Origin of the sequence: Moellerella wisconsensis, from assembly GCF_022592395.1 — a bacterium.
GTDB classification, from domain to species: Bacteria; Pseudomonadota; Gammaproteobacteria; order Enterobacterales; family Enterobacteriaceae; genus Moellerella; species Moellerella wisconsensis.
The window spans coordinates 2,164,637-2,191,042 of the sequence record NZ_CP093242.1 but is presented as its reverse complement, the minus strand read 5'-3'; the positions used below and the strand labels follow the sequence as shown (position 1 = coordinate 2,191,042).

Annotated in this window: 23 protein-coding genes, 3 tRNA genes and 2 pseudogenes; 11 read left to right on the top strand and 17 right to left on the bottom strand. The window is 35.4% G+C overall.

Annotated features, from left to right (window positions below):
* Positions 1-105: 105 nt before the first annotated feature.
* Together rcsB and rcsD are read right to left on the bottom strand one after the other, a co-directional pair.
* Positions 106-756 carry a response regulator transcription factor RcsB gene (gene rcsB, locus MNY66_RS09710; RefSeq protein WP_047256997.1) on the bottom strand — a complete coding sequence of 217 codons (651 nt, stop codon included), beginning with the start codon at positions 754-756 and terminating at the stop codon, positions 106-108.
* 1 nt (position 757) lies between these two features.
* Complete coding sequence (rcsD, locus tag MNY66_RS09705; protein ID WP_241500750.1) at positions 758-3,493, bottom strand: phosphotransferase RcsD; 2,736 nt, start codon at positions 3,491-3,493, stop codon at positions 758-760.
* Positions 3,494-3,707: 214 nt separating this feature from the next.
* Here rcsD and MNY66_RS09700 point away from each other — a divergent pair.
* Positions 3,708-3,795 (top strand) — tRNA-Ser (locus tag MNY66_RS09700).
* Between the two features lie 5 nt (positions 3,796-3,800).
* Positions 3,801-3,876 (top strand) — tRNA-Thr (locus tag MNY66_RS09695).
* Positions 3,877-3,934: 58 nt separating this feature from the next.
* Here the strand turns inward: MNY66_RS09695 and MNY66_RS09690 are convergent.
* Positions 3,935-4,129: pseudogene (locus MNY66_RS09690) on the bottom strand (tyrosine-type recombinase/integrase); the annotation flags it as partial.
* A gap of 95 nt (positions 4,130-4,224) precedes the next feature.
* Positions 4,225-4,660: pseudogene (locus tag MNY66_RS18065) on the bottom strand (DNA polymerase I); the annotation flags it as partial.
* A 41-nt stretch (positions 4,661-4,701) separates the two neighbouring features.
* On the opposite strand from MNY66_RS18065, the gene MNY66_RS09680 reads away from it, so the two are divergent.
* Positions 4,702-5,334 (top strand): hypothetical protein, encoded by a 633-nt coding sequence (locus MNY66_RS09680; RefSeq protein WP_241500748.1) that lies wholly within the window; start codon positions 4,702-4,704, stop codon positions 5,332-5,334.
* 315 nt (positions 5,335-5,649) lie between these two features.
* On the opposite strand, the gene MNY66_RS09675 is transcribed toward MNY66_RS09680, so the two are convergent.
* Positions 5,650-5,928 carry a hypothetical protein gene (locus MNY66_RS09675; RefSeq protein ID WP_231637041.1) on the bottom strand — a complete coding sequence of 93 codons (279 nt, stop codon included), beginning with the start codon at positions 5,926-5,928 and terminating at the stop codon, positions 5,650-5,652.
* 463 nt (positions 5,929-6,391) lie between these two features.
* Here MNY66_RS09675 and MNY66_RS09670 point away from each other — a divergent pair, with 463 nt between their 5' ends.
* Entirely contained in the window at positions 6,392-6,934 is a 543-nt protein-coding gene (locus MNY66_RS09670; RefSeq protein ID WP_047256994.1) for a DUF924 family protein, read from the top strand.
* A 110-nt stretch (positions 6,935-7,044) separates the two neighbouring features.
* On the opposite strand, the gene MNY66_RS09665 is transcribed toward MNY66_RS09670, so the two are convergent.
* From MNY66_RS09665 to MNY66_RS09640, 6 genes are all read right to left on the bottom strand, one after another.
* A complete protein-coding gene (locus tag MNY66_RS09665) occupies positions 7,045-7,641 on the bottom strand; it encodes a molecular chaperone TorD family protein (RefSeq protein WP_241500747.1) in 597 nt (198 codons plus the stop codon).
* A gap of 171 nt (positions 7,642-7,812) precedes the next feature.
* A complete protein-coding gene (locus MNY66_RS09660) occupies positions 7,813-8,589 on the bottom strand; it encodes a dimethyl sulfoxide reductase anchor subunit family protein (RefSeq protein WP_241500746.1) in 777 nt (258 codons plus the stop codon).
* A gap of 1 nt (position 8,590) precedes the next feature.
* Positions 8,591-9,208 (bottom strand): DMSO/selenate family reductase complex B subunit, encoded by a 618-nt coding sequence (locus MNY66_RS09655; protein ID WP_047256991.1) that lies wholly within the window; start codon positions 9,206-9,208, stop codon positions 8,591-8,593.
* Positions 9,208-11,661, bottom strand: coding sequence for a DMSO/selenate family reductase complex A subunit (locus MNY66_RS09650; protein ID WP_420915475.1), 2,454 nt, complete (start codon positions 11,659-11,661; stop codon positions 9,208-9,210). Before MNY66_RS09650 ends, MNY66_RS09655 begins: the two co-directional genes overlap by 1 nt.
* Positions 11,662-11,961: 300 nt before the next feature.
* Entirely contained in the window at positions 11,962-13,221 is a 1,260-nt protein-coding gene (locus MNY66_RS09645) for a mechanosensitive ion channel family protein (RefSeq protein ID WP_241500744.1), read from the bottom strand.
* Positions 13,222-14,188: 967 nt separating this feature from the next.
* Positions 14,189-14,767, bottom strand: coding sequence for an HdeD family acid-resistance protein (locus tag MNY66_RS09640; RefSeq protein ID WP_047256989.1), 579 nt, complete (start codon positions 14,765-14,767; stop codon positions 14,189-14,191).
* A gap of 392 nt (positions 14,768-15,159) precedes the next feature.
* Between MNY66_RS09640 and MNY66_RS09635 the strand changes: the two genes are divergently transcribed.
* Positions 15,160-16,020, top strand: a complete 861-nt coding sequence (locus MNY66_RS09635; RefSeq protein WP_047256988.1) for a D-amino-acid transaminase — start codon at positions 15,160-15,162, stop codon at positions 16,018-16,020.
* A gap of 191 nt (positions 16,021-16,211) precedes the next feature.
* On the opposite strand, the gene MNY66_RS09630 is transcribed toward MNY66_RS09635, so the two are convergent.
* On the bottom strand, positions 16,212-16,784 hold the full coding sequence (locus MNY66_RS09630; protein WP_241500743.1) for a cysteine hydrolase family protein: 573 nt from the start codon (positions 16,782-16,784) through the stop codon (positions 16,212-16,214).
* Positions 16,785-16,824: 40 nt separating this feature from the next.
* A complete protein-coding gene (locus tag MNY66_RS09625) occupies positions 16,825-17,088 on the bottom strand; it encodes a DinI-like family protein (protein ID WP_047256986.1) in 264 nt (87 codons plus the stop codon).
* 388 nt (positions 17,089-17,476) lie between these two features.
* Here MNY66_RS09625 and gltP point away from each other — a divergent pair, with 388 nt between their 5' ends.
* The 5 genes from gltP to MNY66_RS09600 all read left to right on the top strand — a co-directional run bounded on the left by gltP (position 17,477) and on the right by MNY66_RS09600 (position 22,356).
* Positions 17,477-18,781 (top strand): glutamate/aspartate:proton symporter GltP, encoded by a 1,305-nt coding sequence (gltP, locus tag MNY66_RS09620; protein WP_047256985.1) that lies wholly within the window; start codon positions 17,477-17,479, stop codon positions 18,779-18,781.
* A gap of 442 nt (positions 18,782-19,223) precedes the next feature.
* Positions 19,224-20,156, top strand: a complete 933-nt coding sequence (gene lpxL, locus MNY66_RS09615) for an LpxL/LpxP family Kdo(2)-lipid IV(A) lauroyl/palmitoleoyl acyltransferase (RefSeq protein WP_047255666.1) — start codon at positions 19,224-19,226, stop codon at positions 20,154-20,156.
* Between the two features lie 383 nt (positions 20,157-20,539).
* Entirely contained in the window at positions 20,540-21,034 is a 495-nt protein-coding gene (locus tag MNY66_RS09610) for a TIGR00645 family protein (RefSeq protein WP_047255667.1), read from the top strand.
* Positions 21,035-21,414: 380 nt separating this feature from the next.
* Positions 21,415-21,627, top strand: a complete 213-nt coding sequence (cspE, locus tag MNY66_RS09605) for a transcription antiterminator/RNA stability regulator CspE (RefSeq protein WP_047255668.1) — start codon at positions 21,415-21,417, stop codon at positions 21,625-21,627.
* A gap of 330 nt (positions 21,628-21,957) precedes the next feature.
* Positions 21,958-22,356: a subtilase family AB5 toxin binding subunit gene (locus tag MNY66_RS09600; RefSeq protein ID WP_047255669.1), complete on the top strand. Its 399-nt coding sequence runs from the start codon at positions 21,958-21,960 to the stop codon at positions 22,354-22,356.
* A 118-nt stretch (positions 22,357-22,474) separates the two neighbouring features.
* On the opposite strand, the gene MNY66_RS09595 is transcribed toward MNY66_RS09600, so the two are convergent.
* The 3 genes from MNY66_RS09595 to MNY66_RS09585 form a co-directional block, all read right to left on the bottom strand.
* Positions 22,475-22,551: transfer RNA gene (locus MNY66_RS09595), tRNA-Pro, on the bottom strand.
* Between the two features lie 71 nt (positions 22,552-22,622).
* Positions 22,623-24,338 (bottom strand): LPS biosynthesis-modulating metalloenzyme YejM, encoded by a 1,716-nt coding sequence (gene yejM, locus MNY66_RS09590; protein ID WP_047255670.1) that lies wholly within the window; start codon positions 24,336-24,338, stop codon positions 22,623-22,625.
* A gap of 22 nt (positions 24,339-24,360) precedes the next feature.
* Positions 24,361-24,588: a YejL family protein gene (locus MNY66_RS09585; RefSeq protein ID WP_047255671.1), complete on the bottom strand. Its 228-nt coding sequence runs from the start codon at positions 24,586-24,588 to the stop codon at positions 24,361-24,363.
* 245 nt (positions 24,589-24,833) lie between these two features.
* Here MNY66_RS09585 and yejK point away from each other — a divergent pair, with 245 nt between their 5' ends.
* On the top strand, positions 24,834-25,835 hold the full coding sequence (gene yejK, locus MNY66_RS09580) for a nucleoid-associated protein YejK (RefSeq protein ID WP_241500742.1): 1,002 nt from the start codon (positions 24,834-24,836) through the stop codon (positions 25,833-25,835).
* A 104-nt stretch (positions 25,836-25,939) separates the two neighbouring features.
* Here yejK and rplY read toward each other — a convergent pair whose 3' ends face one another.
* Positions 25,940-26,221 carry a 50S ribosomal protein L25 gene (gene rplY, locus MNY66_RS09575; RefSeq protein ID WP_047255673.1) on the bottom strand — a complete coding sequence of 94 codons (282 nt, stop codon included), beginning with the start codon at positions 26,219-26,221 and terminating at the stop codon, positions 25,940-25,942.
* Positions 26,222-26,406: the final 185 nt, after the last annotated feature.

Genomic DNA, 26,406 nt, shown 5'->3' with positions numbered 1-26,406 from the left:
CAATAGAATGCATTTTTAAACTCTACAGCTCAGTTTACAGCGGGTCTTTACGTGAAGGAATTAGTTGATTAACGTTAATAATCAAATACTAACATAAGCACGTAATTACTCTACAGAACTATTGTCAATAGTAACCGAAGATAAATAATTGAGCAGGGCGATATCGTTATCTACACCGAGCTTAAGCATGGCTGATTTCTTTTGGCTACTAATGGTTTTAATACTGCGATTTAATTTTCGTGCAATTTCAGTGACCAGAAATCCTTCGGCGAATAAACGTAGAACTTCGCTTTCTTTTGGGGATAAACGTTTATCCCCATAACCACTGGCATTTACTTTTTCTAATAGCTTAGTTACGCTCTCTGGTGTAAATTTTTTACCTTTCTGCAATGCAGCTAGCGCTTTTGGTAAATCGGCTGGAGCGCCTTGTTTTAGAACAATACCTTCGATATCTAATTCAAGTATTGCACTTAAAATCGCTGGATTATTATTCATTGTAAGAATGATAATCGAAAGATCGGGATAGTGGCGTTTGATATATTTAATTAACGTGATACCGTCGCCGTATTTGTCACCGGGCATGGATAAATCGGTTACCAAAACATCCGCATTTAGGCGCGCCAAGTTATTGATTAGGGCAGTTGAATCTTCAAATTCTCCAACGATATTAACCCATTCAATTTGTTCTAGTGATTTTCTGATACCAAAAAGAACAATGGGGTGGTCGTCTGCTACAATGACATTGATGTTATTCATATTATTGGTCACCTTCTGGCATTAATTTAGATACTGAATACTCCAGCTCTCTAATACCTTTACTTATTTCAAATTTATTATGTTCTGCTATGTGGTGCTCTAAATATTCACACATTTTTTTCAATAAATCAAAATCTAACATAGCAAAAACACCTTTTAAACGATGTGTTATATCTTTTAGCTCGGTTAAATCATCGATACTTTCACTACTATACAGTTTATTAATATCTACTGGTACTGTGGTGATAAATAAATCTCGATATGGGCTGATAGATAAATTGTTTTTATAACTTGCTAGAATGTTTTCAGTTTGATTAACATCCATTTCATCATATTCATTCATCTCAGGTGCAAATTCATTAATTCCTAAATTATCAAGATCAATATGATCACTAGACTCACTATTATCGATTAAAAATGATATCGCATTAATAATCTGATCAGAAAAGTTAAAATTTGACTTAACTTTAGTCGCACTAATAACCGTAAGTTGTGTCGAGCTACTATCTAAAATTATTGTCGCTCTTTCTATTTCATATTCTTCTTCATTATCAGTAATCACGATATCACCAATAGTGTTAGTAGGCTGCTTACTCATTATTTTTACGCTTGCACCATAGTGGCTTAATATATCTTTGACTATAGTTTCTGTTTCATGGTTATGAATATCCACTAATATAGTAATATCTTCTAACAAAGGAGGGAATTCGACAGAAGTACTCTCAGCGTTAGCAGCAAATGTTAATGTATAATGTGAGCCTATCTCTTCTTTACTATTTATAGTAAAGCTTCCGTTCATCATTTTACATAATATATGACATAAATAGAAAGTAACGCCGGAGCGTGAGAATCGTTGTTCATAAATAACTCGATTAGAAAATGGAAATTGAAGATTACTTAAATCTGCTGCGGTTAGCCCATATCCACTGTCCATAATATTGATAATAATCTCATTACGTTCAGCGTTATGATCTAGGGTAAGAGATATCTTACCAAAAGAAGTGCTACCAATTGAGTAATTTATTGTTAATTCAATTACATGCAATAAGGTCTGCTTATCAATACTAAACAGTTGTTCAGGATTAATATGGTTATGAAAATATAATGTTAATCCTTTTTGATTGATTAATAATAATTTTTGCTGTAGGAATTGTGTGATAATTGTACTGACGGCGGTAGGCTCTATATTCTGTGTATATAGTTTAGCTTCAACTTGAGTTAATAAATTAATATTATCAAACCAATGTTTGATGCTATCAATATTCAGAATCAATTGGCTTAAATACGGGTTATCATCATAAGGCTCACAAGAAAGTAGATTTTTTATTTGCTGATCTATTTCTGTCAACGTCGGTTGGATCTCAAATCCCATATTTTCAAAAATAATTTTTCTTAAATGAATATTTTTTTGATATTCACGCTCAGCCAACATATGTTTTTTTTGTGATAGTGCCTCATTATCTTTATCAACTAAAATAAATAGGAACGTATTATCAAACATTGAACTATTAACCAAGGTGATTTCATATACTATGTTTTCAATCGATACTTGGATAATACCGTGATTTTGTACCGCCATATCACGTATATGTACTAAATCCATTGATGTAAGTAGTTTATTTGCAATACTATTGCTGAGCACTTTTCGATTCAATGAGAAATCATACACCATCAATCCATAAGGAATATTATTTACAATTTCATTATTGATAGAATCCTTAGCTTGTAACTCGCGATACATGGTTCTATTCGGGGTAATAAATCGTCTTCTTATATATAAACTTCCCCCACAGGCCAAGGTAGTGAATAAAATCATACAAATGATTAACCAGAAGTTATTGCTCAAAATATTAATGAGGCTATCTTTCAGCGAGAGCTCATAGATTAATTTATATGATGTTCCTTGTACTGGCTGGGAGAAGATAATTTGAGCACCCTGTATTGAAATATTATTTTTATTATTATCAAAATCATCATCTAGATTAGCAGGCACTAGTGAGATATTTTTACTGAATAACGAAAGTGCACTAATAGAATTGAGAGAGATATCAAAAGATATAATACTGGTTAATTGGCCAGGTGAATTAAACATCGCGCGGTAAGTATAATAATAAATATTTTCCGGACTTAACTTTTGAATATTAGATAAGGTTTCACGTTTATCTAAAATAGTTGATTGAACCAGCATATCAGCTCGTTTTTCTTCTGCGCTTAACGTCAGATAGCTTTCTTTATAGCGTAATTCCGGTTTTAATACCGAATGTGTAGTGATCAATATGAGTGAATTGTTACTGCCATCCAAATAATACATTGAGTTATATTCATTTCGTGCTCCCCAAACAATCTCCATGTAATTAGCTAAGATTGATGCTAAGAGTGAATCCTCTTTTTCTTGATCGCCAAAGATAATGGCATCAATTGTTTGGTTGGTACTACTTAGCCAATAAACATTGGGTCGAATTTTAATCACTGAATTATTATTCTCTAAATTATAAAGAGCTTCAGTATTTTTTGTTTCAGGATTAGCAAGCTTATAAAGGTGGTTCGCATGATAGCGATAATCCTCAATTTGATAGGCAAGACGTAGCGACATACTATTCAGTGAACTTTGCTTAGAGGTTAACCAGGCATGAGAATAGTTATAAACAAACAGTACTAACATCAATAATAATAGGAGAATAAAGGCGATAAAAAAACGTGAAAGTGTTGATGGCTGTAAAAGTGATTGTTTATACATAAATGAAAGTAGAGCCTTGTCGATAACGCCATTAAATTGGAATAGAAAACAGATGCATGGATATAATATATGCGCCGAATGCTCTCATATTAACACTTTTTTTTATAAAAAAGCCGTTGATTGACCGAAGATTAATCAAACAGTAAAAAAAATGCATTTTTTTTACTTGAAGGGGTAGACAAGTGGCTCCGGTTTCTCCATAATTGCGCCCCATGGAAGGATGGCCGAGCGGCTGAAGGCAGCGGTCTTGAAAACCGCCGATGGGAAACCATCCTAGAGTTCGAATCTCTATCCTTCCGCCATATTTGCCGGCTTAGCTCAGTTGGTAGAGCAACTGACTTGTAATCAGTAGGTCACCAGTTCGACTCCGGTAGCCGGCACCAAATAAGAACCCGTTATCTCTCAACCAGATAGCGGGTTTTTTCTTGCTTGTAATTCATGTCATTTAACAGCCTCTAGTAGTTGATGGGACATATTTGGGACATCATCAGCAAAAAGGGCATCTATTTTAAGTGCGTGCTCTTTTAAATGTGAAGGTGCCAAGTGAGCATATCGCCTGACCATTTCTATGCTTTCCCATCCTCCCATTTCTTGAAGTGCAGATAATGGAACTCCGGACTGAACAAGCCAACTAGCCTATGTACGTCTACTTTTTTTTGACGGTCTATTTGTGATAATTCAAGATTAAGTTACCCTAATTCCAATGTTGGTAAACGTCGGTGTAGCTAATGCATGGCTTCGATATCTAGACCTGTGTAAGTAACAAAACGTTTTCACTCGTCTTGCTAGTTGCGCGACGTAATGCTAAGTTTTTAGGGCGAGGCTTACAAAATAGCTGTATTAGTGCTTTATCTTCTTTATTTTTGGCTTTATCCAAAGGAACGCCAAGCACTTCACATAACGCCCCTAAATCACTTGGTAAACCAAACCATATACTAATGCTTGAAGTGGGATATCGCACCAGCGGCTAACATCAATTTTGATTCAGCTATTATTAAACATTAAACATTAAACATAGAGCGGTCAAAATGGCTGCTATATGAATAAGTTATTGTTTAACGCCCAAGTAAAAAGCATAATTTCAACAGTTTCTGCATAAGAAGGTATACCGTATTTAATAGGCATTTCACTGAATGTTTCGAGGTCTAAACAGAGTGCATTTTTCATAATTTATAGGGGGAGTTTATATAGATATATTTGGTGTTAATTTGACGGGAGATAATATAATTACTATCGAAAACATAATAAGTTTTGCTAAATGGATATTTTCAGTAGTAATAATAAAAAGTGTTATATACTTAACTCAACTTAATAACTCTAGAATCAATAAATTATATGGTTGTTATGAGAAACATAAAGTATTAAAGTGTGATATAGAATTGAACCAAGACCTATTTCAAACTAACATCTCAATGGAAATGTTAGAATCTATAGAAAAAAGCGTAACTAAAGTTAATGATGCTAATTCTCGGAATGTTTTTCTATATGTGTTGAATAACTATAATGGAAAAATTTTAAATAAATTTAATTTAAAAGGGTTGTTGCAATATATTACTTTGGATGGGGTGTTCCAAATAGACTTTAATAACTTCCATCGTAAAAGTCGTTTGTATATAGCATACTTTATCATATCTTTATTAGTATTTATAATTTCGTCTTTTCTTTTTGTATATCTATTCACGAATGGTACGACTTTGTTAAAATCTATGGCACTTTTATTCTTATTTATTTCTGAATCGGCAACAATAATATTGTTCGATAAAATTATACGTAAAAGTAAAATGATTAAATATAATAGTGCGCTAGCCGAAATTGATGCCAGTGCATTTAAGCCTGTTTAAATAAATGATTCTTCCTCTTCGGCGACATTCAAGTCGTCGAAGTTATTTTCGTTAGCGATATCGCCACCTGTGAAAGCATCATTATCACAGAAGTTAAAGCGCATTGAACTGTCACTAATAGATTTGAAGTGTATTAGAACGGTATATAACTAAAATACTCTGATTTTAGGGGGACAAAAGAGGGAACTTAAGGTGAAGTTACAAACATAAATAGTTAAGCCAAGAGAAAGTGTAGCACCGTGGATTAAATACTGTAATTTTGAGCCAAAGATCCATTCTTGTTCTACGCGATAGAATACGCTTAATACGACAATATTAATATCTGCCTTCTCGATGAGGAGGTGGGAAAGAAGGTAAATGTTCTTGCCATGATTGAGGGAATTTAGATATGTTTTTTTCAGTTTGCTGGCTATCGCGATATACTTCCCCGCAGAGAAAATATAAGTTTGGTCGTTGTTTTTCTAAATATTTTTTTCTAACTTCACATTCCTGCTGAGTATAAATCACGTCGGTAACGGGCAACGCATCACAGGCATCTAATCCACATGGACTCACCCATAACCCCCAGCCGATTAATATTAAGTGTGGTGACATCGTTTATACCCATTGAATAGTTGATCAATTCCAGTTTCAATTTATCTGTCAGATCATATCATATATTGTGCTAACTTTATTAATATAACTTAAGTTAAAGCAACGCGATAGCTTTAAAACTATTTTTTCGAACTATGAGTCATAGATATTTATTTTATATAAAATGATAAACACAAAGTGATACGTGTAAATTAAATTATCTAATAAATACATGGTTATAATTATCTGTTTGTAATTTTTAAAGTGGATATTGTGAGTGGTTATGGTGGTGATACAAAATGAGTTATTAGTTATTTTATTATTGAAATTATAAGTTTTTTTTGTGGTTTACTTCTCAAAAATATAAAACATTATATGGTGATACGACATTTTAAGAGATCAGTTATGTCTTTTATATTTATTATTCTTTACGATAAATATAACTATCTGATAACAGATTTTATAACATCTATAGGCAAAAACTATGCATACGGCGGAACAAGTTCTGTCATTTTGGTTTGAAGAAGCAACGCCAAAACAATGGTTTGAAAAAAATAGCCAATTTGATGCTGCAATAATTAAACGTTTTAGTGTAATTAGTGAGCATGCAGCTAAGGGTGAATTAGCTTATTGGAGAAAATCATTAAAAGGTCGTCTGGCTGAAATAATTGTTTTGGATCAGTTTTCTCGTCATATTTGGCGGGATACCCCTAGAGCATTTTCTCAGGATACAATGGCGTTAGTCTTGGCTCAAGAAGCTTTAAAACACCAAGATTTTAATCAATTATCTATTAGTCAGCGTAAATTTATTCTTATGCCATTTATGCACTCGGAATCTATGTTTATTCATCAGCAAGCTGTCGAATTATTTCGAATATTAGGTCATGATAAAACGTTAGAATATGAAATGCAGCACAAGGCAATCATTGATCGTTTTGGGCGTTATCCTCACAGAAATATTATTTTAGAACGCCATTCATCGAAAGAAGAGTTATTATTTTTACAGCAAGCGGGCAGCATATTTTAATTTTTCTCTCAAAGACATGAGTTAATAATAAGTTCGTAGTAAAAATATAGTAAGAACTTAGTAATAGACTCTAGAGTGCAAATAACTGATGCCCGCTAAATAGAGAAGCGTTAGCGGAATAACTCAACAGTGAGTGGTGTAATATTTAATTGCTGTTGTAATTGGGCTAAATAAATTTTGGTGATTGTTGCAAGCTGAGGATAAAAAGTGTTCTCAACATTAGACATTTCCACCAGAGTAAGATAACGATAAGCCCAGGGCAATAAATGTTGTTCAAGTAGTGTTAGCACTGCATCTGGTTTATTTTGCTCATATAATGCGGTAATGGCTAATAGCATCAGTCCAAATTGGTCTTCAGGCTCATTGAGATAAGAATTAGAGACTAAACCATGGCTGGCTAAAAATTCACGATATAATAAAGTTGATTCACCCATCACAATATTTTCATGATCCAGATAAACTGATCCCCAAGGCGGGGCAGGCATTTCACCTTGGCCTTCAAACAAGACAGAAAAATCATAACTTAGTTGCTCTGGCGTGTATTGGCCTATCGATTGTAGCAGTGAATTAATAATTAGACTGTCTGGCCAATTATTAAGCTCAGCTAATTCTGGTAATACAGGAATAATATTTTTAAGTGTGGATGACTGTGGCGAGTAATAGAAACATGCGCCTAAAATTCGTAATAATGTGGTGTTAGCTAGCATAAGAGTTATTTTTCCGTAATATTGCAAATTTATAGGTGATGAGCTAGATATTGTATAATTACTATGCCCAATGCAGGTATTTATTTTAGTCGATCTCGTTGAATAAGAAAGCCTGCGTCAGGCAGGCTTTAAAAGTTAATCTTATTATATAAAAGGGTTATGCACGGTAGATTACATAGTAATTTGCCAAAGATTATAAAAAGCAATACGTCCTGCCAGTTCAGCCATTAAAACTGCACCAGCACAAGTCACTAATATTGTTTTTGGCATCCGTTGTTTTAAAACAGTGACGGCAAAAATAAAGATAGCTAAGGCTAGAATAACTAACTGAAAAGCCCAAAAAGGAGTTTGTTCTGCGCTTAACTGTGGGCCACTTTCGCTCAAGAAGCTTTGATAGCCAGCTCGGCTAGCAAAAATGGCGACGGAACCGACAATAAAGCACAGTACACCCAGTTGGCGAGCACCGATAATTACCGCTAATGCGCCACCACCGACTAATAAGGTCATCCATATTTGCAGAGTAGTATATTCGGTAAACCAATTAGCAATTGTAGCAATATTATAAACTTGTGGAATAGACCAAACGAAAGCTAGGCCAAAAATGACCGTACCAAGATTAGCTAATTCGCGCAGTAACGGTTTTTTCATAAATAACGTGAAAAACAGGGTTACTGCACCGAATCCAACAAAAATACCACTGAGTAATGCTTCATTACTCATTGGCGAACGGCCAACACCAAACAGCATATTAAAGAAACGCAATGGTTGGCCGACGTGCAAACCACCAATACCTAAGCCAATAACCACAATAATAAAAGCCAAAATATTGGCATTTCTGAGCTGATTAAGGTCGATTAAGCCTAATTTCTTGCTCAAATAAGCGATTAAATACAGGCCTGCGGCGGATTGCCCCAAAACGGTAAAAAATACTAGGGGTAGTTCATGCATATTACACCTCCGCCGGATTTTGTAGTTTGCCACTCTTATCGCCAAAAGGTTTGGCATCTTTGTGTGGTTTGATCACGATATTAGGATGGGTCAAATTAGGATCTGGCATTGGGGCAATACCGCATTCAGAACCGTGACGAGCACGTAGCACAGTGATATCGTCAAAATCTAGAGCACGTTGAGGGCATGAATCTACGCAAACCGGCTTCATACCTTGGGCAACACGCTCATAACAGCCATCGCATTTGCTCATCAATTTTTTCTTCTCATCATATTGAGGAGCGCCATATGGGCAACGTAATTCACAATAGCGGCAACCGACACAAATCGACTGATCAACAACGACTAAGCCATCTTCAGGGCGTTTATGCATGGCGCCTGTCGGGCATCCTGTAACACAGGTTGGGTTAGAGCAGTGGTTGCACGAGATAGACAGATAATAATTAAAGACATTTTGTTGCCAAATGCCGTCTTGTTGTTGCCAACTGCCGCCGCCAAACTCATATACTCGACGGAATTTAGGGCCTAATTCGAGATCTTTTTCATCTTTACAACTGACCTGACACGTTTTACAGCCGGTACATTTTGTGGAGTCAAAGAAAAAGCCATATTGTTTCATTAATTAACTCCTTGTACACGTTTGACTTCGACGAGATTAGTGTGTTGTGACGGCCCTTTAGCTAAAGGAGAAGGCATCTGTGAGGTTAAAGTATTGATACAACCTCCAACATCGACCCCTTCTTTGTCTAAACTGCGCCATGCACCCTGGGGCACAGCAATAACACCCGGTAATACGCGATCAGTAACTTTAGTTTTAATTTGGATCCTGCCACGACCATTATAAATTTCAGCCAGATCGCCATTCTTTAATCCACGCTGTTGAGCATCGATAGGATTTAACCAAAATTGATGGGGAATAGCTTCACGTAGCATCGCAACATTATAGTAGGTTGAATGAACGTGACCTTTGTCATGGAATCCAGTCATTTGTAAGGGATATTTTTCTTTTTGTTGTTTATTTTCAACGCCTTCTTTATTCGCACAATATTCAGGTACCGCTGGAATTCTCTGCCCCTCAGGCAACTGCCAATGTTTAACACGTTCAGCCAGTTGTTCAGAATAAATCTCAATTTTACCCGAAGGCGTTTTTAACGGATTGGCCTGTGGATCGGTATAAAAGTCTTTTAACGCAATGTTATCACTGCTATTGGCGAGGATCCGGTCGATAATGCCTTGATCATCCGTTTGTTCAAATGCAGGAAGATGAGGCATGGTTTCACGGGTTTTGTTATAGCAATATTCAATCCATTCAGGATAACTGCGCCCTTCAGTGAATTGATCTTTAATACCAAGTTTGTCAGCAACTTCGGCTAAAACATCATAGTTAGGGCGATTTTCCCATAGAGGAGTAATCGCATTTTGTAATCTAACCATGTAGTGATAAGCCCCACTGGCATAGGAATTATCGATTAGATCATTAGTTTCTACTGGAGTTACATCCGGCAGTAATAAGTCTGCATATTTTGCTGATGGCGTATTGTGGTTGTCCCAAACTAAAATAAATTCACATTGGGATTCATCAGATAAAATTTCGTGGGTTTTATTTAAATCTGCGTGCTGGTTTCCGGTGACATTACTGGAATAACACCATAGAAATTTGATCCCTTGGTTTAATTTATCGGCTCCTTTAATACCCGCATTTTCAGCGGTCATTTCAGGTGCTCGAGTAATCGCATCCGTCCACATGAAGGTTGGAATTTGTGTTTTGACTGGATTAGGGACAGAGAAACCTGCGACAGGGTATTCAATACTACCGCCCCATAAGCCAGTATTGGTCCCTGGACGGCCAATATTACCGGTCATAATTGGCAACATCATAATAGCTCGGCTAGCTTGTTCGCCATTTTCGGTACGTTGAATTCCCCAGCCTTGAGAAATCCACGCATTTTTAGCGTTACCGATTTCACGAGCTAATTGAATAATTTGTGCGACTGAAATACCGGTTAATTTACTCGCCCATTCAGGGGTTTTTGCCTGACCATCAGGTCCATTACCTAGAATATAATCTTTATAAGAACCATTGCGCGGAGCTGAAGCCGGTAAAGTTGATTCATCCCAACCGACACAGTATTTTTTTAGAAAATCTTCATCGGTCAGATTTTCTTGGATCATCACATAGCCCATAGCGGCGATTAAAGCGGCATCGGTACCTGGATAGATAGGCACCCATTCAGCTCCTAGTGTCGTAACGCTATCTGTGCGACGTGGGTCAATGATAATGACTTTGGCTTTACTTTTTTCTAGGGCATTGAGCGTCTCATAGAATTGTCCGCCACCAGACATACGGGTTTCTGCGAGATTGTGGCCAAACATGACGACTAAATCAGAGTTAGCAATTTCGGATAACAGAGATTCTTCCACTGTGCCGTAAACGTAAGGGGTGATTTCCATTAATTGAGCGTAGGAATATGTTCCATAATCACTTAAAAAACCACCGGTTAAGCTTAATAAGCGTTTGCAGGCAGAGCGGCCATGCAAATTAGCCCCAGTGGAGCCAGTACCGTATTGATAATAAATTGCTTCATTGCCATAATTTTCGATCGTATATTTCAGTTTTTCTGCAATTAACGAGGTGGCTTCGTCCCAACTAATTTTTTTGAATTTACCTTCACCACGTTTGCCGACCCGTAGCATAGGGTATTTTAAACGATCTGGATTATATGTTTTCCAGCGGACAGAACGGCCACGCAGGCATGGGCGAATTTGATGCTGTCCAAAGGTAGAATCATCATAAAAAGTTTCATTTGAAATACGGCGTATAACATTATCTTTCACATGTACTTTTAATGGGCAGCGGCTGCCACAGTTAACTAGACATGCACTGTATTTGATGGTTTCGCCCATTTCATCAGGTTTAGAAACAGTGATATCACTGTTTGCTTGCGCGGAAAAGGGCAGTGATATAGATCCCGCAACAGCCGCAGCACCAGCAACGGTAGCGGATGTCTGGATAAAATCACGTCGGCTCATTTCTGCAAAATGAGGGGCTTTTTTAGTTTTATGCATCGACATTGCCTATATAAATAACGATTTTTATTTTATTGATGCAGATGTTAAAAAAATTAGCCTAGTACCATCATGATGTAAATCAAGTTAGGTGCTGAAAAATAAAACTAGGTCATTCTCATTTACTTAATTTATAAGGTTTTTTTGATTAATTATTTGCGATTTAATGAGCAAGATTTACCAATGGTTATGTTAATAAATATATAGCGATAAGTAAAAAAGCCATAAAAAAGAGGAGTGAAACTCCTCTTGGAATAATCGATATTCAAATTTTCATCAATTTCATTTAACAGTCGCTAATGAAAATTAGATTATATTAATTTTATCATTGTGGCCAATGGCGCGCATATCATTACCGGTTGGTGATTGATGAATTCTTAAACCAAATTGTGGCAAGATAGAAAAAATATGGTCAAATATATCAGATTGAATCCGTTCATATTCTAACCAAGCGGTAGTATTGGTAAATGCGTATATTTCAACGGGTAAGCCATTGGAATCCGATTCTAATTGTCTGACCATAATGGTCATATTTTTGTGGATTAACGGGTGGGTTTTTAAATATGCTTCCACATAAGCGCGGAATGTTCCAATATTTGTTAAGTTGCGTTGATTTAATGGCGATACTTTGTCTTGAGGCAGCGCGGAATTAAATTGTTTTAGTTCGTTAACCTTATTGTCTATATAAGGTTCAAGCAATTGCGCTTTTTCTAGTGCAGAAATTTCGTGATCGGTTAAAAAATGAATGCTTGTCGTATCAAGGCGCACGCTGCGTTTAATACGGCGTCCTCCAGACTCAGTCATTCCCTGCCAGTTTTTAAATGAATCAGAAATTAATGCATAGGTTGGTATGGTCGTCACTGTATTATCCCAGTTACGAACCTTCACCGTAGTTAATCCAATATCTGTGACTGCGCCATCAGCACCATATTTAGGCATTTCTAGCCAGTCGCCAATATTAAGCATGTTGTTAGCTGACAATTGAATACCAGCGACTAAGCCCATAATCGGATCTTTGAAAACCAACATTAATACCGCCGTCATGGCACCCAAACCACTAATTAATATTAGAGGAGATTTGCCGATGAGTAGCGAGATAATCATTATACCAATAATGACAGTTGCTATTAATTTAACGCTTTGGAATATTCCTCTGAGCGGTAAACGTGCGATAGAAGGATAACGCTGCATGGCGCCCAAAATAATATCGAGCAGTGAATACAAGATTAGTAAGCCAAACAATAGGCTCCAAGCTTGTGCTCCAACGGTTAGCACTTGCTGAGTTGTAGATCCAGCATGTAGCCATAAAATGGCTTGAATATTAACAACAATACCTTGAATCAAAAAGGCAATGCGGTTAAATAGCTTATGTTGGGTTAATTGAAATTGCCAGCCTCGGTTTTTCTTTTTTCCACTTTTTTCCAATTGAGGAAGAATAATTTTATGTAAAATAAAGTGCAGAATAAGTGCAACAATAATAATAAGTGATAAGACTATCAATAACGAGGTGATATCGGCGTAGTCATGGTTAAATTGTTTTATCCAATCAAGCAGTTGTTGCTGCATACGTTCCCCTAAAAAAATTAAATACTACTATTAAGGCTAAAGAATTCCACGCTTGAGTCAACCATTAACCGATAAATTGTAGGTAATAAAGGCTACTATTATGTAACATTTGATTAAAATTTTCAGCTAACAGCTGCCAATAATATATTGAGATATATCAAAAATAATATTTTGGAAGGGTAAATTGAAGTTAAGTGGTGAGTAAAAACAAAAAAATTATATTTGTTCCATAAAATAATGTAATTTAAGATGTCAATGATATTTACATAAAATATCATTTATAACTATATTTTACTATAAGATAATAAATATGAAATTTTATATATTAAATAGAAAATAAAATAAAAATTGAAATGAAAATCGCCTAACGATACAACTTAGGCGATTTAAAAAATATAAGTTAAAGCTAACATAAGATATATGAAGCTATTAAAGGTTATTAAATTACATAAAACGTTTAGCTGATAATAATTCAACAACTTGTTGTAGATTGATAATAAATTGTTTGATACTGGTCATAATTTAATCCCTAATTAATAAAGTGTGATCTAGATCACTTGATGACTATTCTAGTCAATCATATGTTATAGTCAAGTTAATTTTAAAATTTATTTTATAAATTAAAAAATAGTTGAGTTTAATGATCTGTGGATAGATTCTGAGACATAAATTAAGGGGATTAATAAGTGATAATTAGTGCGAGTATCTGCTTTTTTAATTATCACGAAAGGAGGTGTACAAGAAACCGCTATGACTATAAGTCTTTGTAGATGTAAGCTAGGTATATGATGAGGTAGACGACGGAACTCGTAATTTACGTATAGCTAGAGCGATAGACAGTCGTGATATTAATTATTCCCAAGAATAACCCGAGTAGGCAGTTTTAAGGGGGTAGATAAATAAAAAGGCTCCGTTAATTTGTTACTAACAGAGCCTATAATTTACAAAATAACTTATAAAATCTAACTTATGATTTAAATTGTCTGTTCAGTAGGCTAGCAAAGCTAAATAGCGTGAATGAGGTAAATAACAACTCAATACCAATAAATGTTGTTAATAGAATAATTGATGTTTCAGCACCGGCACTCAGTAGCAAGTAGGCGATAATGAAATCTAGAATACCGATCAGGATATTCATCCACGCTGAATTAGCGGATAGATTTGAAAATCCTGCATATAATCTGAAAACACCACCAATGATAAATAATGCGCCCACAAAAATAGCCAGAGTCAGTAAACCTTGTAGCGGATCAGTAATAAATACATAACCTAAAATTAAATAAGCAACTGCGGCGATAAGGCTAAATAAAATAGATCGGCCATTATATATGCGTCCTGCAATCAGCGTTGCAATTATAGCTATACCACTGATCAGTAACATAATTCCTATAATGAAACTAATTGCTACACCAGAGACCAAGGGGCTAGCTAAACAGACAATCCCTCCGACTAACAAAAGAAATGAAAGAATATACAGTAAAGTCCGCTGTTTTTTGATTTGTTCGCCCGCTAATTTAGAGAGCTGCTCAGGATTGATATTAAGCATGATAAAGCCTCTTTTAATGACTACTTTTTGATAAACGACTATATATTAGTGAGTAATGATATATGGGTTATAGATTTAAGTTTCAGCTGTATTTAGTTGCTTTCCGTCACTTAAAATAATGCTAAGCATATAAAAACCGTAGAGTTAAGTTAAACTTATAATAAATATTAATCAACTACCTTAATATAGATCAATAGCGATTAAATGTAACAAACAGTACAGTGAGAGTAACCTCATTCCTATAATTCAAATCATAAAAAGAATGTTTTAAGTGCTTAATTTATACATGAGAAAAGCTATATTATTAATTATCACTAGAATTATTATTCTAATATAGTATATATATTAATCTACAGTTTTTAACGGTATCATTGAATATTATCGGGATTTGTATGTCTGTAATAGCACCTGCAATAGCGTATGTAAATGGTAAATATTTACCGGAAAGTCAAGCATCAGTATCTATTTTCGATCGTGGATTTTTATTCGCTGATGCGGTATATGAAGTCACTGCGGTTATTCAGGGGAAACTAGTTGATTTCTCACTGCATATGGCTCGTTTGGCGCGCTCTTGCCATGAGTTATCTCTGCCATTAGCTTATTCAGAAGCAGAATTAGAGCAAATTCATCATTCCTTAATGATTCAAAATCAGTTAACTGAAGGGTTAATTTATTTGCAATTAACTCGAGGAAACCCAGGAGTTCGTAGTTTTTTATATCCCGAAAAACAAATAAAACCGACCTTGGTTTTATTTACTCAGCCGGTAAATATTATTGAACAACCGTTAGCTAGGCAAGGAATAAGGTTGGTGACCTGTGATGATATTCGCTGGTTACGCCGGGATATTAAAACGGTTGCGTTACTTGCAGCATCGATGGCTAAAGAATACGCACATGCTAATAATGCCGATGATGCGCTATTAGTACAAGACGGATTTATTACGGAAGGAAGTTCAAGTAATTGTTTTATCTATCGTAATAATAAATTAATCACCCGAGAATTAAGCCAAGATATTTTACCGGGAATCACACGCCGAGCGGTACTTCAGTTAGCCAAAGAACAAAATTTAATGATTGAAGAAAGAGCATTTACACTACATGAAGCTATCGAAGCTCAAGAAGTCTTTATAACCTCAGCGACGACATTGATTTGGCCTGTTATTAGTATTGATGGCCATCCGATAAATAATGGCATACCAGGGCCGATAGCTAAGCGATTACGAGAAATTTATTTAGCTCAGGTAACCAAGTAATATACCAAGTATAATACAGCATCTCCCTAGCGATAGAACATGTTGTTTTTAATTGTAATATGAGAAAACTCATATTACGTAATCGATATTGAGCAAAGAATAGCAAGCTAATAGCGTAAATAAAATTTAGCCAATAGAAATTTTATTTACGCAAGATAATCCGAATATAGATATATAAGTTAATAAGATTTTTATGACTGTTGCCATTCTGTGGAGCAAGAGATTGTCGCCATGCCTTGTAATGCCTGCATACTTTGCATATGTAATTCTGCATTTGCTGCAGCGCAGAGATCTTCTAATACAGTGACTTGATAGCCTAAATCATGAGCTAAACGAGCCGTACTTTGGATTGCCATTAATGAACTGACACCGCTGATGACTAAATGTTGGTTATTATGCTGCTTTAACCATTGATCTAATTTATTACTAGTGAATGCGGATACACCTTTTTTAATAAAAATATGGTCTTGAGGTTGTACGTCTAGCTCTTTAACCCATCGACATCCTGAGCCACTTAATTTTAACGCTCCCAGTTTTTGTGCATTTTTAAACATGGGTGAGCCTGCGGGAATATCGTGATAATCATCAGAAAAGCCCACCTTAACCCATATTACAGGGATTTGATGAGCTCGCGCATATTGCGCTGCTTTATTCGATTTATTAATGATATCGCGTGCTTTTGTTTCGGCGGCACTACTATTAGACAGACCTTGTTCACCAATAATATCTTCAATTAAGTCAATAATTATTAATGCTTGAGACATAGATGCTCCTTCATAATTAATATAATAAAAAAGAGTTGATTTAGTCTATTTGTTCGTTAGGCTCAGGAAGCCAACTGTCATCTAGCCAAATCTCTTCTAACATCTCCTGTATTTTTTCCTTATCATGATCAACTTTAGTTCCACTAATCACAATTGATTGTGAGGTACTTAATGCGACACGAGTGATCATTTCTGGAAATTGTGGTTTTAGTTTACGTTCAATTTCTATTTTTAGCGCATCCATAATACTCGGAGACGGTTTTTGGGGGGAAAGTTTATCAAACAAGACTTCAATCCGTAACATAATAGCCTCATAACATAACTGTATCTTTATACAGTGTATTTATAACGCGATTTTCTTTATTGTCAATTAAAATTTATTCAGTCATCGTTGGCTGGTGGAAAGAGCCCCTTTCTCTAGTAAGATAGCTATTTTTACAAACTATAATGAGACTTATTCTTATATTAGTGTGCTATGTACAACGTGATACTTTGTAATTAAATATTTTATTAAATTACCAATTGTTACAAAATTACAAATTATCTTTCTATTTTTTACTTTTTGAATATATTTCACTGATGGATAGCTCCATTTTTTCGAGTTTATAGTTGTGGTAATTACGAACTTTAGATATAAAACCGGGGAGAAAAATGACATAAACATAAAATCTATTAAATATAGAGAGTATTATATGACGCTAAATAAGACAGGTAAAAAAAAGTTTCGCCTAGGTTTAGGCTGGCAAATATTAATAGCATTATTTTTGGGTATTATTTTAGGAGCAATTCTTCATAATAATACAGAATATAAAGATTGGTTGATTTTAAATATTTTAAATCCAGCAGGTAATATTTTTATCCAATTGATAAAAATGATTGTTGTACCAATTGTTATATCAACATTAATTGTAGGGATTGCTGGGGTTGGTAATACTAAGCAACTCGGTACATTAGGTTTTAAAACTATTCTTTATTTTGAGCTAGTAACAACAGTCGCTATTATTGTCGGTATCTCATTTGCGAATATATTCCAACCTGGTGTGGGTATTGATATGTCACAATTAACCCAGGTTGATATCTCACAATATGAAAAAACCACGCAAGCAGTAGAGAGTCATCCGCATGGAATTATTAATACGATATTGTCATTAGTACCTAGCAATATATTTGCAGCTATGGCGAGTGGTGATATGCTTCCTGTCATTTTCTTTGCTGTATTATTTGGTTTAGGTTTATCTTCATTGCCTAAAGAGAAAAAGCAGCCTCTATTAGATGTTCTACAGACTTTTTCTGAAACTATGTTTAAAGTGACCAATATGATTATGTTATATGCCCCTATTGGTGTTTTTGCATTAATTTCGGTCACTGTTGCTAACTTTGGATTTAGTTCATTAGTTCCATTAATTAAGTTAATTGTTATTGTACATGTTGCAATTCTATTTTTTGCACTAGTGGTATTAGGATTAATTGCTCGTTATTGTAAAATAAATATATTTACGATTATTCGTATTTTAAAAGATGAACTATTATTAGCTTATTCAACTGCAAGTTCTGAAACTGTATTACCGCGCATTATGGATAAAATGGAAAAATACGGTGCCCCTAAATCTGTTACAAGCTTTGTTATTCCTATTGGTTATTCATTTAATCTCGATGGTTCGACTCTTTATCAAAGTATTGCGGCTATTTTTATTGCACAGCTTTATGGTATTGAATTATCTATCGGGCAGGAAATTATTCTAGTATTTACATTAATGATCACTTCTAAAGGTATCGCTGGAGTACCGGGAGTTTCATTTGTGGTTCTATTAGCCACACTTGGTAGTGTGGGTATTCCTTTGCAAGGCTTAGCATTTATTGCAGGTGTTGACCGTATATTGGATATGGCGAGAACCGCTTTAAATGTCGTTGGTAATGCGCTTGCTGCAATTATAATTTCTAAGTGGGAGCATAATTATGATGAGAAAAAAGCCATAGAATATGAAAAAAGTTTATAATTATTGAAACTAGATAATTCTAAAAAGGCTAACTGTTTGTGTTTAGACTACAAATAAGTTGGCTTTTTTATTATTTGTTATTCATTATTTAATTTTCTCTATTTTGTAAGGTTAAATATAATTAAGTTATTAATTACTCTTTATGAGTTAAATATCTAATTAACTAATTCATAGGATGAAAGATAAGCAAATATTACTGTATTTTAGCTACAGTACATAAACTGACAAAAATCTTAAATATGATAAAATAATTATTAATCAATAAGCTAAATGAGATGGATGATTTTCTGGTGATTAGTTATTCAATTAGATTCTTAATTTCCCATGCCTAATCTACGATAAAATGATAAGATATTCGAAGGTTTTTATTGAGTTATAATCAATGTAGCAAATTCTTTAATTTATCCGGTAATAAATTTAATATTTAAGATAAGGGCGATTAGTGTATTCTGAAAATGTTTTTAAATATAAATATTTACATCCAAAATATGCATTAACTTGGTTTGGTGTGGGTGTCTTATATTTGTTAGTTCAATTACCTTATACTTGGATTGTCATGATTGGTGGTAGCTTAGGTAACTTATCAAGACTCATCTTAAAAAGACGAGCCAAAATAGTTGAGAGAAATCTTCAATTATGCTTTCCAGATAAATCCGCGTCCGAAATAGAACAAATGGTAAAAAATAATTTCTATTCTCTCGGAATTGCATTATTTGAAACAGGAATGGCATGGTTCTGGAGTGATCGCCGGATAAAAAAAATATTTACTATGACCGGTGGTGAGCATTTTACTAATGCGATGAATAAACAGCGTGGCGTTATGGTTGTCGGGGTACATTTTATGTCGATTGAACTTGGTGGGCGGATTATGGGAACCTGTTATCCAATTAATGCAATGTATCGACCACATAATAATAAAGTTATGGAATATATCCAGACAAAAGGGCGGACTAGATCGAACAAAGGTATGATTGATAGAAGAAATTTAAAATTCATGATCGATGAGTTAAAAAGTGGTAAAGCCATTTGGTTTGCACCTGATCAGGATTTAGGCACTAAAGGAACTTTGTTTGCACCATTTTTTACGGTGGAAAATACCTCGACATCGAAAGGAACCGCGATGATTGCTCAGTTATCTAATTCCGTGGTATTAACGATGGTTTTAATTAGAAATAATAAAAATGGTAAACCTTATGAAATGATCATCGGTCCTGAATTAGACAATTATCCGACTGGCGATAAGCAACATGACGCTGAATATATTAATCATATTATTGAAAATGAAATAATGAGAGCACCAGAGCAGTATTTATGGGCTCACCGTCGATTTAAAACGCGTCCCAAAGGTGAACCTTCTTTTTATGAAAAGAAATAACGTATTATAAATATAATTGAGTTATAAGTATGCGCTTAGTAATATTTTAAACTTAGCGCATTATTCATGAATTGATGAAATATACATCAAGTTTTCTGCATGTATACACCCGCCTCACTTTATTTTTTAAGTACTTCCTTATTTTATTGATCAATGCGCGAAAAAATATTTCTTGCTACCTGCAAATAGAGCATTTGATCTTAATTGTTAATCATGATAACTGGTTAGTATAAATATGTTGCTTGTATATTTATTTTCCCATTTAATAAAGCAGCCTTACGGATTTATCTTGAGTGATTGAATTTGCATGAAAAGTTACTATTATTAGTCATAGTTATCACTATAAGCCACGATGTTCAATCTTAAATAATAAGCAGGTGTCTATGGAACGTTTTATTGAAAATTTAATGTATGCCTCGCGTTGGTTAATTGCCCCAATATACATTGGCTTATCGTTGGCATTAGCCGCATTAACGATTAAATTCTTTCAAGAGATCATTCATGTATTACCTAATATATTTTCTATCGCTGAATCCGATCTCATTTTGATCTTATTATCTTTGATTGATATGGCGTTAGTTGGTGGATTATTGGTCATGGTAATGTTCTCTGGTTATGAAAACTTTGTTTCCCAGTTAGATATAGCTGAAGGCAAAGAAAAACTGGGGTGGTTAGGAACCATGGACTCGAATTCATTAAAAAATAAAGTGGCAGCGTCAATTGTAGCTATTTCATCAATTCATTTGTTACGCATATTTATGAATTCACAAAATGTGCCGGACAATAAACTTATGTGGTATGTCATTATCCACTTAACATTTGTTCTTTCAGCATTTGTTATGGGATATTTAGATCAAGTGACCAAGAAAAAATATTAAATTGGATAAATCATTTGGCCTAAATATGTATTGATAGCAGTAATAAAGTAAGATTTATTGCTGCTATTTTACTTTTTATATGTCTAAGAATGCAATGTAATTATTTGATTTTTAATGGTTTTTATAATATGGTGCTACAGGCTATAAAAAATAACATGCAAATAAAGGTTGCTATGCACAGAGGAATATGAGTAAATAGCGTCATCGGTTTGAAAGTACAGACCCATTTATGATAAGCAAGTTTAAAGCAGTTCACCATTTAGTGTTATCCAAGATACCCCTTCATTGCGAATTCCTTCTAATTAGTTCCCATAAGTACGTACGAATTTAAACAAACCTTAATCTGCCTTATGGCAACTCTAAAATTTAAAGGATTTCAAATGTCTAATACAATGACTGGTTTAGTAAAATGGTTTAACAATGATAAAGGCTTCGGTTTCATTTCTCCAAAAGATGGCAGCAAAGACGTATTCGTCCATTACTCTGCAATCCAAGGTACTGATTTCAAAAGCTTAGATGAAGGCCAAGAAGTATCTTTCACTATCGAAGATGGTGCTAAAGGCCCAGCAGCTGCTAACGTAGTTGCACTGTAAGACCTAATTGTTATTTTGATAAATAAACTTTATTGTTTATTTAAATAAATACAAAGAATCTTAAAACCTCGCTTATGCGGGGTTTTTTACGTTATATATCTCAGAAATCATATCGCGACAAAAATGATGTTTATATACTAAGTCTATTTTTTGATCCTAATGGTTAATTTTGTTATTAATTTCGTGCAAAATATTCTTATTAAAAGCCTCCTCAATATATTTTTATCGAGAAATCATTATTTTTATGTTAATTAAACATCAAGTTTTTATTAATTGACTTGTATATCCAAATTTACAAGACGTTTTATTTTTTAAATCTAAAGGTACGATATGTTATTTCGCAATTTATTCATTTCCTTATTTTTATTAAGTTCCACAGCATTCGCTACAGATACATTTAGCTCTAATATTGAATATTACTCTAATGTCACGTTAGTGGATTTTAGTTCGGGAGAAATCGACGGTGGGCGCTATTTTTGTGTTAAGGCAATAAATAATGGTGGGGAAGTGGTCGCTTGTGCGGTATCTAATAAATCGTCTTGGGCTAATTCTTACGATCAATTTTTTCAGCAAGCTTATTATTACTATACTAGTGGTAAAAAGCTGAGATTATATTATCAGCCTAATGTATGGATGCATTATCAGTTTAGTCGTACATTTTCTAATAAGGCAATTGCTGGATTTGCTAGTTGTCACGGCGATTATTGTATGGGACCAACTCAGCGTTAGGTATTGATTTGCCGCAAATTGGCAGGTGGTTTTACACCAAAGTTACACCAGTTTTACACCAAGTAAATTCACCACATAAAAAAACCAACCGTAACAGGTTGGTTTTCTTAGGGAATTTTGGTCGGCATGATAGGATTTGAACCTACGACCCCCGACACCCCATGACGGTGCGCTACCAAGCTGCGCTACATGCCGAACAGTAATTATACTACCTATTTTTGTCTTAAAATCAAGAGTCGTTGAGGCGAGTGATTGAATTTTAAGCGTTAGTTATCATTAAAACGTTTTATTTCAGATAAGATTTTTAATAGTTCAGCCAAGTTAGGTTTTTCATCTTTTAGTTCATTACCTTCTGCGTCATAAAGATTAAATTGACCATTATTGTGCATAAATAATGTTTCATTTTCGCTGGTGACGATAATGTCATTATTATCACCGGTGATTAACCAAGGACGTTGGCGAGTGGCGGTAAATAAATCCTCACCTTGTGTATAGTCATCAGGATTATTGGTGACATGCAATAAACGCTGCATCAAGGTGGCCATAATATCTTGATGTCCAGTCAGTTTATTTAACTGCTGCGCCGGTGTCTCAGGCCAGTAGATCCACAGTGGAACCTGCATTTGCTGGCGATTGAATTTTTTATTGATGAACCAGTGATCAGCTTGTTCATTTAATTGATGGTTATAATTAGCCGTAATAATGACAATAGTATTTTTCAAACTGTCATGTTGCTGCAATGTCGTGATAATTTGTTGGATTTCATTATCGCTCTGGGCACGATTATCGCCTTTGATATTTAAATAGGAGAACCAAGGCGCATTGCTTTGTAGGTTATTCAGCCAATTTTGCCATTCAAGAATAGTTTTTGGATCGCTGTCTGTGGTTCTTGGCGAGAGTGAATAATCTGCCAAAATGGCTTGCCTAAAGAGCGGCGAAGTAAAGCCATCGGTAGAGAATAAACCAAATTGATAGCCTTGATGCTCTAACGCTTCAAATAGAGCAGAAGCATGACGCCCATTAAGAATATTGTCGAAATAACTGGCAGAAATCCCGTAAAATAAGCCAAAGAGCGCGGTATCATTTTTAATTCCACTGCTGTAATGCTGATTAAATTGGACGCTAATATTTTTAAACGCTTGCAGTGCTGGCATCTGTTGTTGCTCCGTAGCTGAGCCCAAATTGTCAGCAACCAGCAATAATAAGTTATAGCCTTGCCCTTGGTCTTGATATTTTAATGGCTTTAAGGGGTATTGCAAATGCTGAGCTGTCGGGCTGCCTTGTAAGAACAGGCGCTGTTGATATTCAGTTAAATTCAGCAGGCCATAGCGATCTAATAGCTTACGAGCAGTCATCGGATAGGATAATGGGTAATTATAACGCTGCATGGTAATAGGGCGATAGAAGTTAGCATCAGCCCAAATATACATTAAATGTGACAGTACAAAAGCAGTTATAAAAATTCCTGCGACCGGTTTTGCAAATTTTTGTCGATTAAGACTGCGTAATTTTTGCCAACTCCAAGTGGCAAACAGCATTTGCACCAGGAAAATAATTGGGACACTGATAAACATCAGTTGCCATTCTCTAGCCATTTCACTCTGTTCAGGATTGATCACTAAATCCCAGACTTGGGGGGTCAAATGTAGCCCAAGTTGACTAAATACTTGAATATCAAAAATCAAAAGGGTGGTGCCTGCTGTTGCTAAGGCAACACACAAAAATCGCAGTAATCGCTGGGAAACGACAATAAATGTCAGCGGAAAAATAATTAATAAATAGGCGGCAAAGACCACAAAACTAAAATGCCCTAACCAGCTGACGATAGCATAGATACGCCCGGTAAGGGTACCGGGCCAGTCAAACAAGAACAGATAGCGGCTACTCAACACGAGGCTAAGTAAAATATTAAATAGTGCAAACCAGTGCCCCCAGCTGATCATCTGGGAGACTTTGTCACGGTAGCGCTGATGTGTCACCATACTGTCCGTATCATTAATTGAATTAGTGAGATTGGTCTTCTTTGACAGAAGAAAGTAACGCGTGTGCAAACGACTCGGCGATCATACTTCGCTGAGCGGGTGCAACTGACGTATTGAGTAAATTAGTGACCATATTACCTAAAACCATCAGGGAAAGATCAACCGGAGTCCGATTTTTTTCCAGTACACTGACCAGTTCAGCTAATAATTTTTCTACTTGTTCATCAGTATAGCGAGATGACTGTGGCATAAATTTCAACATCCTAAATGAATAAAAGCACTCTATAATAGCCGATAGTTGGATGATTTTCTGCAATTCTGTAAAGTTTTTTAGTGTTAATTCATAATAATAGTTATTAAGATAATTAGCCTTACTAATAGTTCCATAAATTATACGAGAAAATAACTATTGATTTGGCGTTTTAGTTGCACCGTCAAGGTAACAATGTTTGAATAGCCGATATTTTTTATTCTGCTATCCATGAGGAGCATACAATGAGTTTAGATATCACAAGTATCGCCTTACACCAGCTCATAAAACGCGATGAACAAACGCTGGAAGTGATGTTGCGTGATTCTTTGCTGCCAACAACTGAGGTTGTGCGTGAGATGATGGCTGAATTACACCGTGTTTATAGTGCCAAAAGTAAAGCCTTTGGTTCGTTTAATCAAGACAGTGAGCTATCGGAAGCATTAACTCATTTACGTAAAGGTGACGAGGATTTTTTGGGGTTTAGTCGTGCTGCTACGGTGAGATTAAAAGATGAGCTAGCGAAATACCCTTTTGCTGAAGGCGGAATTGTGTTGTTTTGCCAGTATCGTTATTTAGCGGTCGAATATTTATTAATTTCAGTATTGAATAGCTGCGATAGTATGTTTGTTACTGATACTTTAGATTTAGGCACCACACATTATTTAGATATTCCACATGCGGATATTGTTGCACGTATTGATTTAACTGAATGGGAAACCAACCCGAACTCAACCCGCTATTTGTCTTTTTTAAAAGGGCGAGTAGGGCGTAAAGTTTCAGATTTCTTTATGGATTTTTTGGCGGCTAGTGAAGGTATGAATGCCAAAGTTCAAAATAAAGGATTAGTGCAAGCGCTAGATGATTACTGTGAATCGGCTGAATTGAATAAGAATGAAAGTTTGGCTTATCGTCAGCAAGTATACAGTTATTGCAATGAGCAATTACAATCCGGCGAAGAAATTACGCTAAATGATTTGTCACAAGAATTACCACCGATCGGCGATCAAACTTTTTCTGATTTTACGCAGCAAAATGATTATCAGTTAGAAGAGAGTTTCCCAGCAGATCGCAGTACCTTAAAACAGCTGACTAAGTTTTCAGGCAGTGGAGGCGGAATGACATTGAATTTTGATGCAATGTTGCTCGGGGAACGTATTTTTTGGGATCCTGCGACAGACACGCTGACAATTAAAGGTACACCACCGAATCTGCGTGAGCAATTACAGCGCCGCAGCGGTAAATAATAAGTTAGTTGAATATTATTTGCTCCTATAAATAAATAACGCCGCAAAAGCGGCGTTATTTACTCGGCGTCCCGAAATTTTTCAAGCTCGGCTTATGTGGCTAATTAAGCGCGCAGGAAGTCAATGTGCGTTAGTTTAGGCTTAAACGGGTGACGTTGAATAGCCTGCACTTTAACTTTAGTTTCTTTACCATCGATAACCAGAGTCAGAACTTCGTAAAATTCTGCTTTTGGCTCTTGGTTGATAACGTCATCATGGAACAGTTCAATAGCAACTGGCTCCTGGTTACCACCATACACGATAGCTGGGAACTTGTTGGCTCTGCGCAGGCGGCGGCTCGCACCCTTACCCTGCTCTGTACGTAAATTTGCATTAATAGTTAACATTATTTTTTCTCGTAAAGAAAAGAAAAATAAAAAATCCTGCTACAGGCGACCCAGCAGCAGGTTCGAGATTTGGCTAAGCGTTCGCACAACGCGAAAAATCACTCAGGCGGCGGCATTTTAACGAAAAAGCGCCAGCGCGGCAATGACAATTACAGTTTATTATTCAAAGCACGTGTTGGTGGCGG

Excerpts from the sequence above, each read along its gene's own strand:
- MNY66_RS09640 (WP_047256989.1), bottom strand. The coding sequence starts at position 14,767 with ATGCTTAATATCAATCCTGAGCAGCTCTCTAAATTAGCGGGCGAACAA.
- yejM (WP_047255670.1), bottom strand. The coding sequence starts at position 24,338 with ATGGTGACACATCAGCGCTACCGTGACAAAGTCTCCCAGATGATCAGC.
- rcsB (WP_047256997.1), bottom strand. The coding sequence starts at position 756 with ATGAATAACATCAATGTCATTGTAGCAGACGACCACCCCATTGTTCTT.
- gltP (WP_047256985.1), top strand. The coding sequence starts at position 17,477 with ATGACGCTAAATAAGACAGGTAAAAAAAAGTTTCGCCTAGGTTTAGGC.
- MNY66_RS09675 (WP_231637041.1), bottom strand. The coding sequence starts at position 5,928 with ATGTCACCACACTTAATATTAATCGGCTGGGGGTTATGGGTGAGTCCA.
- MNY66_RS09660 (WP_241500746.1), bottom strand. The coding sequence starts at position 8,589 with ATGCATGAACTACCCCTAGTATTTTTTACCGTTTTGGGGCAATCCGCC.
- yejK (WP_241500742.1), top strand. The coding sequence starts at position 24,834 with ATGAGTTTAGATATCACAAGTATCGCCTTACACCAGCTCATAAAACGC.
- MNY66_RS09670 (WP_047256994.1), top strand. The coding sequence starts at position 6,392 with ATGCATACGGCGGAACAAGTTCTGTCATTTTGGTTTGAAGAAGCAACG.
- MNY66_RS09635 (WP_047256988.1), top strand. The coding sequence starts at position 15,160 with ATGTCTGTAATAGCACCTGCAATAGCGTATGTAAATGGTAAATATTTA.
- MNY66_RS09610 (WP_047255667.1), top strand. The coding sequence starts at position 20,540 with ATGGAACGTTTTATTGAAAATTTAATGTATGCCTCGCGTTGGTTAATT.
- rplY (WP_047255673.1), bottom strand. The coding sequence starts at position 26,221 with ATGTTAACTATTAATGCAAATTTACGTACAGAGCAGGGTAAGGGTGCG.
- MNY66_RS09665 (WP_241500747.1), bottom strand. The coding sequence starts at position 7,641 with ATGCTAGCTAACACCACATTATTACGAATTTTAGGCGCATGTTTCTAT.
- MNY66_RS09645 (WP_241500744.1), bottom strand. The coding sequence starts at position 13,221 with ATGCAGCAACAACTGCTTGATTGGATAAAACAATTTAACCATGACTAC.
- MNY66_RS09600 (WP_047255669.1), top strand. The coding sequence starts at position 21,958 with ATGTTATTTCGCAATTTATTCATTTCCTTATTTTTATTAAGTTCCACA.
- MNY66_RS09625 (WP_047256986.1), bottom strand. The coding sequence starts at position 17,088 with ATGTTACGGATTGAAGTCTTGTTTGATAAACTTTCCCCCCAAAAACCG.
- rcsD (WP_241500750.1), bottom strand. The coding sequence starts at position 3,493 with ATGTATAAACAATCACTTTTACAGCCATCAACACTTTCACGTTTTTTT.
- cspE (WP_047255668.1), top strand. The coding sequence starts at position 21,415 with ATGTCTAATACAATGACTGGTTTAGTAAAATGGTTTAACAATGATAAA.
- MNY66_RS09630 (WP_241500743.1), bottom strand. The coding sequence starts at position 16,784 with ATGTCTCAAGCATTAATAATTATTGACTTAATTGAAGATATTATTGGT.
- MNY66_RS09655 (WP_047256991.1), bottom strand. The coding sequence starts at position 9,208 with ATGAAACAATATGGCTTTTTCTTTGACTCCACAAAATGTACCGGCTGT.
- MNY66_RS09585 (WP_047255671.1), bottom strand. The coding sequence starts at position 24,588 with ATGCCACAGTCATCTCGCTATACTGATGAACAAGTAGAAAAATTATTA.
- MNY66_RS09650 (WP_420915475.1), bottom strand. The coding sequence starts at position 11,661 with ATGTCGATGCATAAAACTAAAAAAGCCCCTCATTTTGCAGAAATGAGC.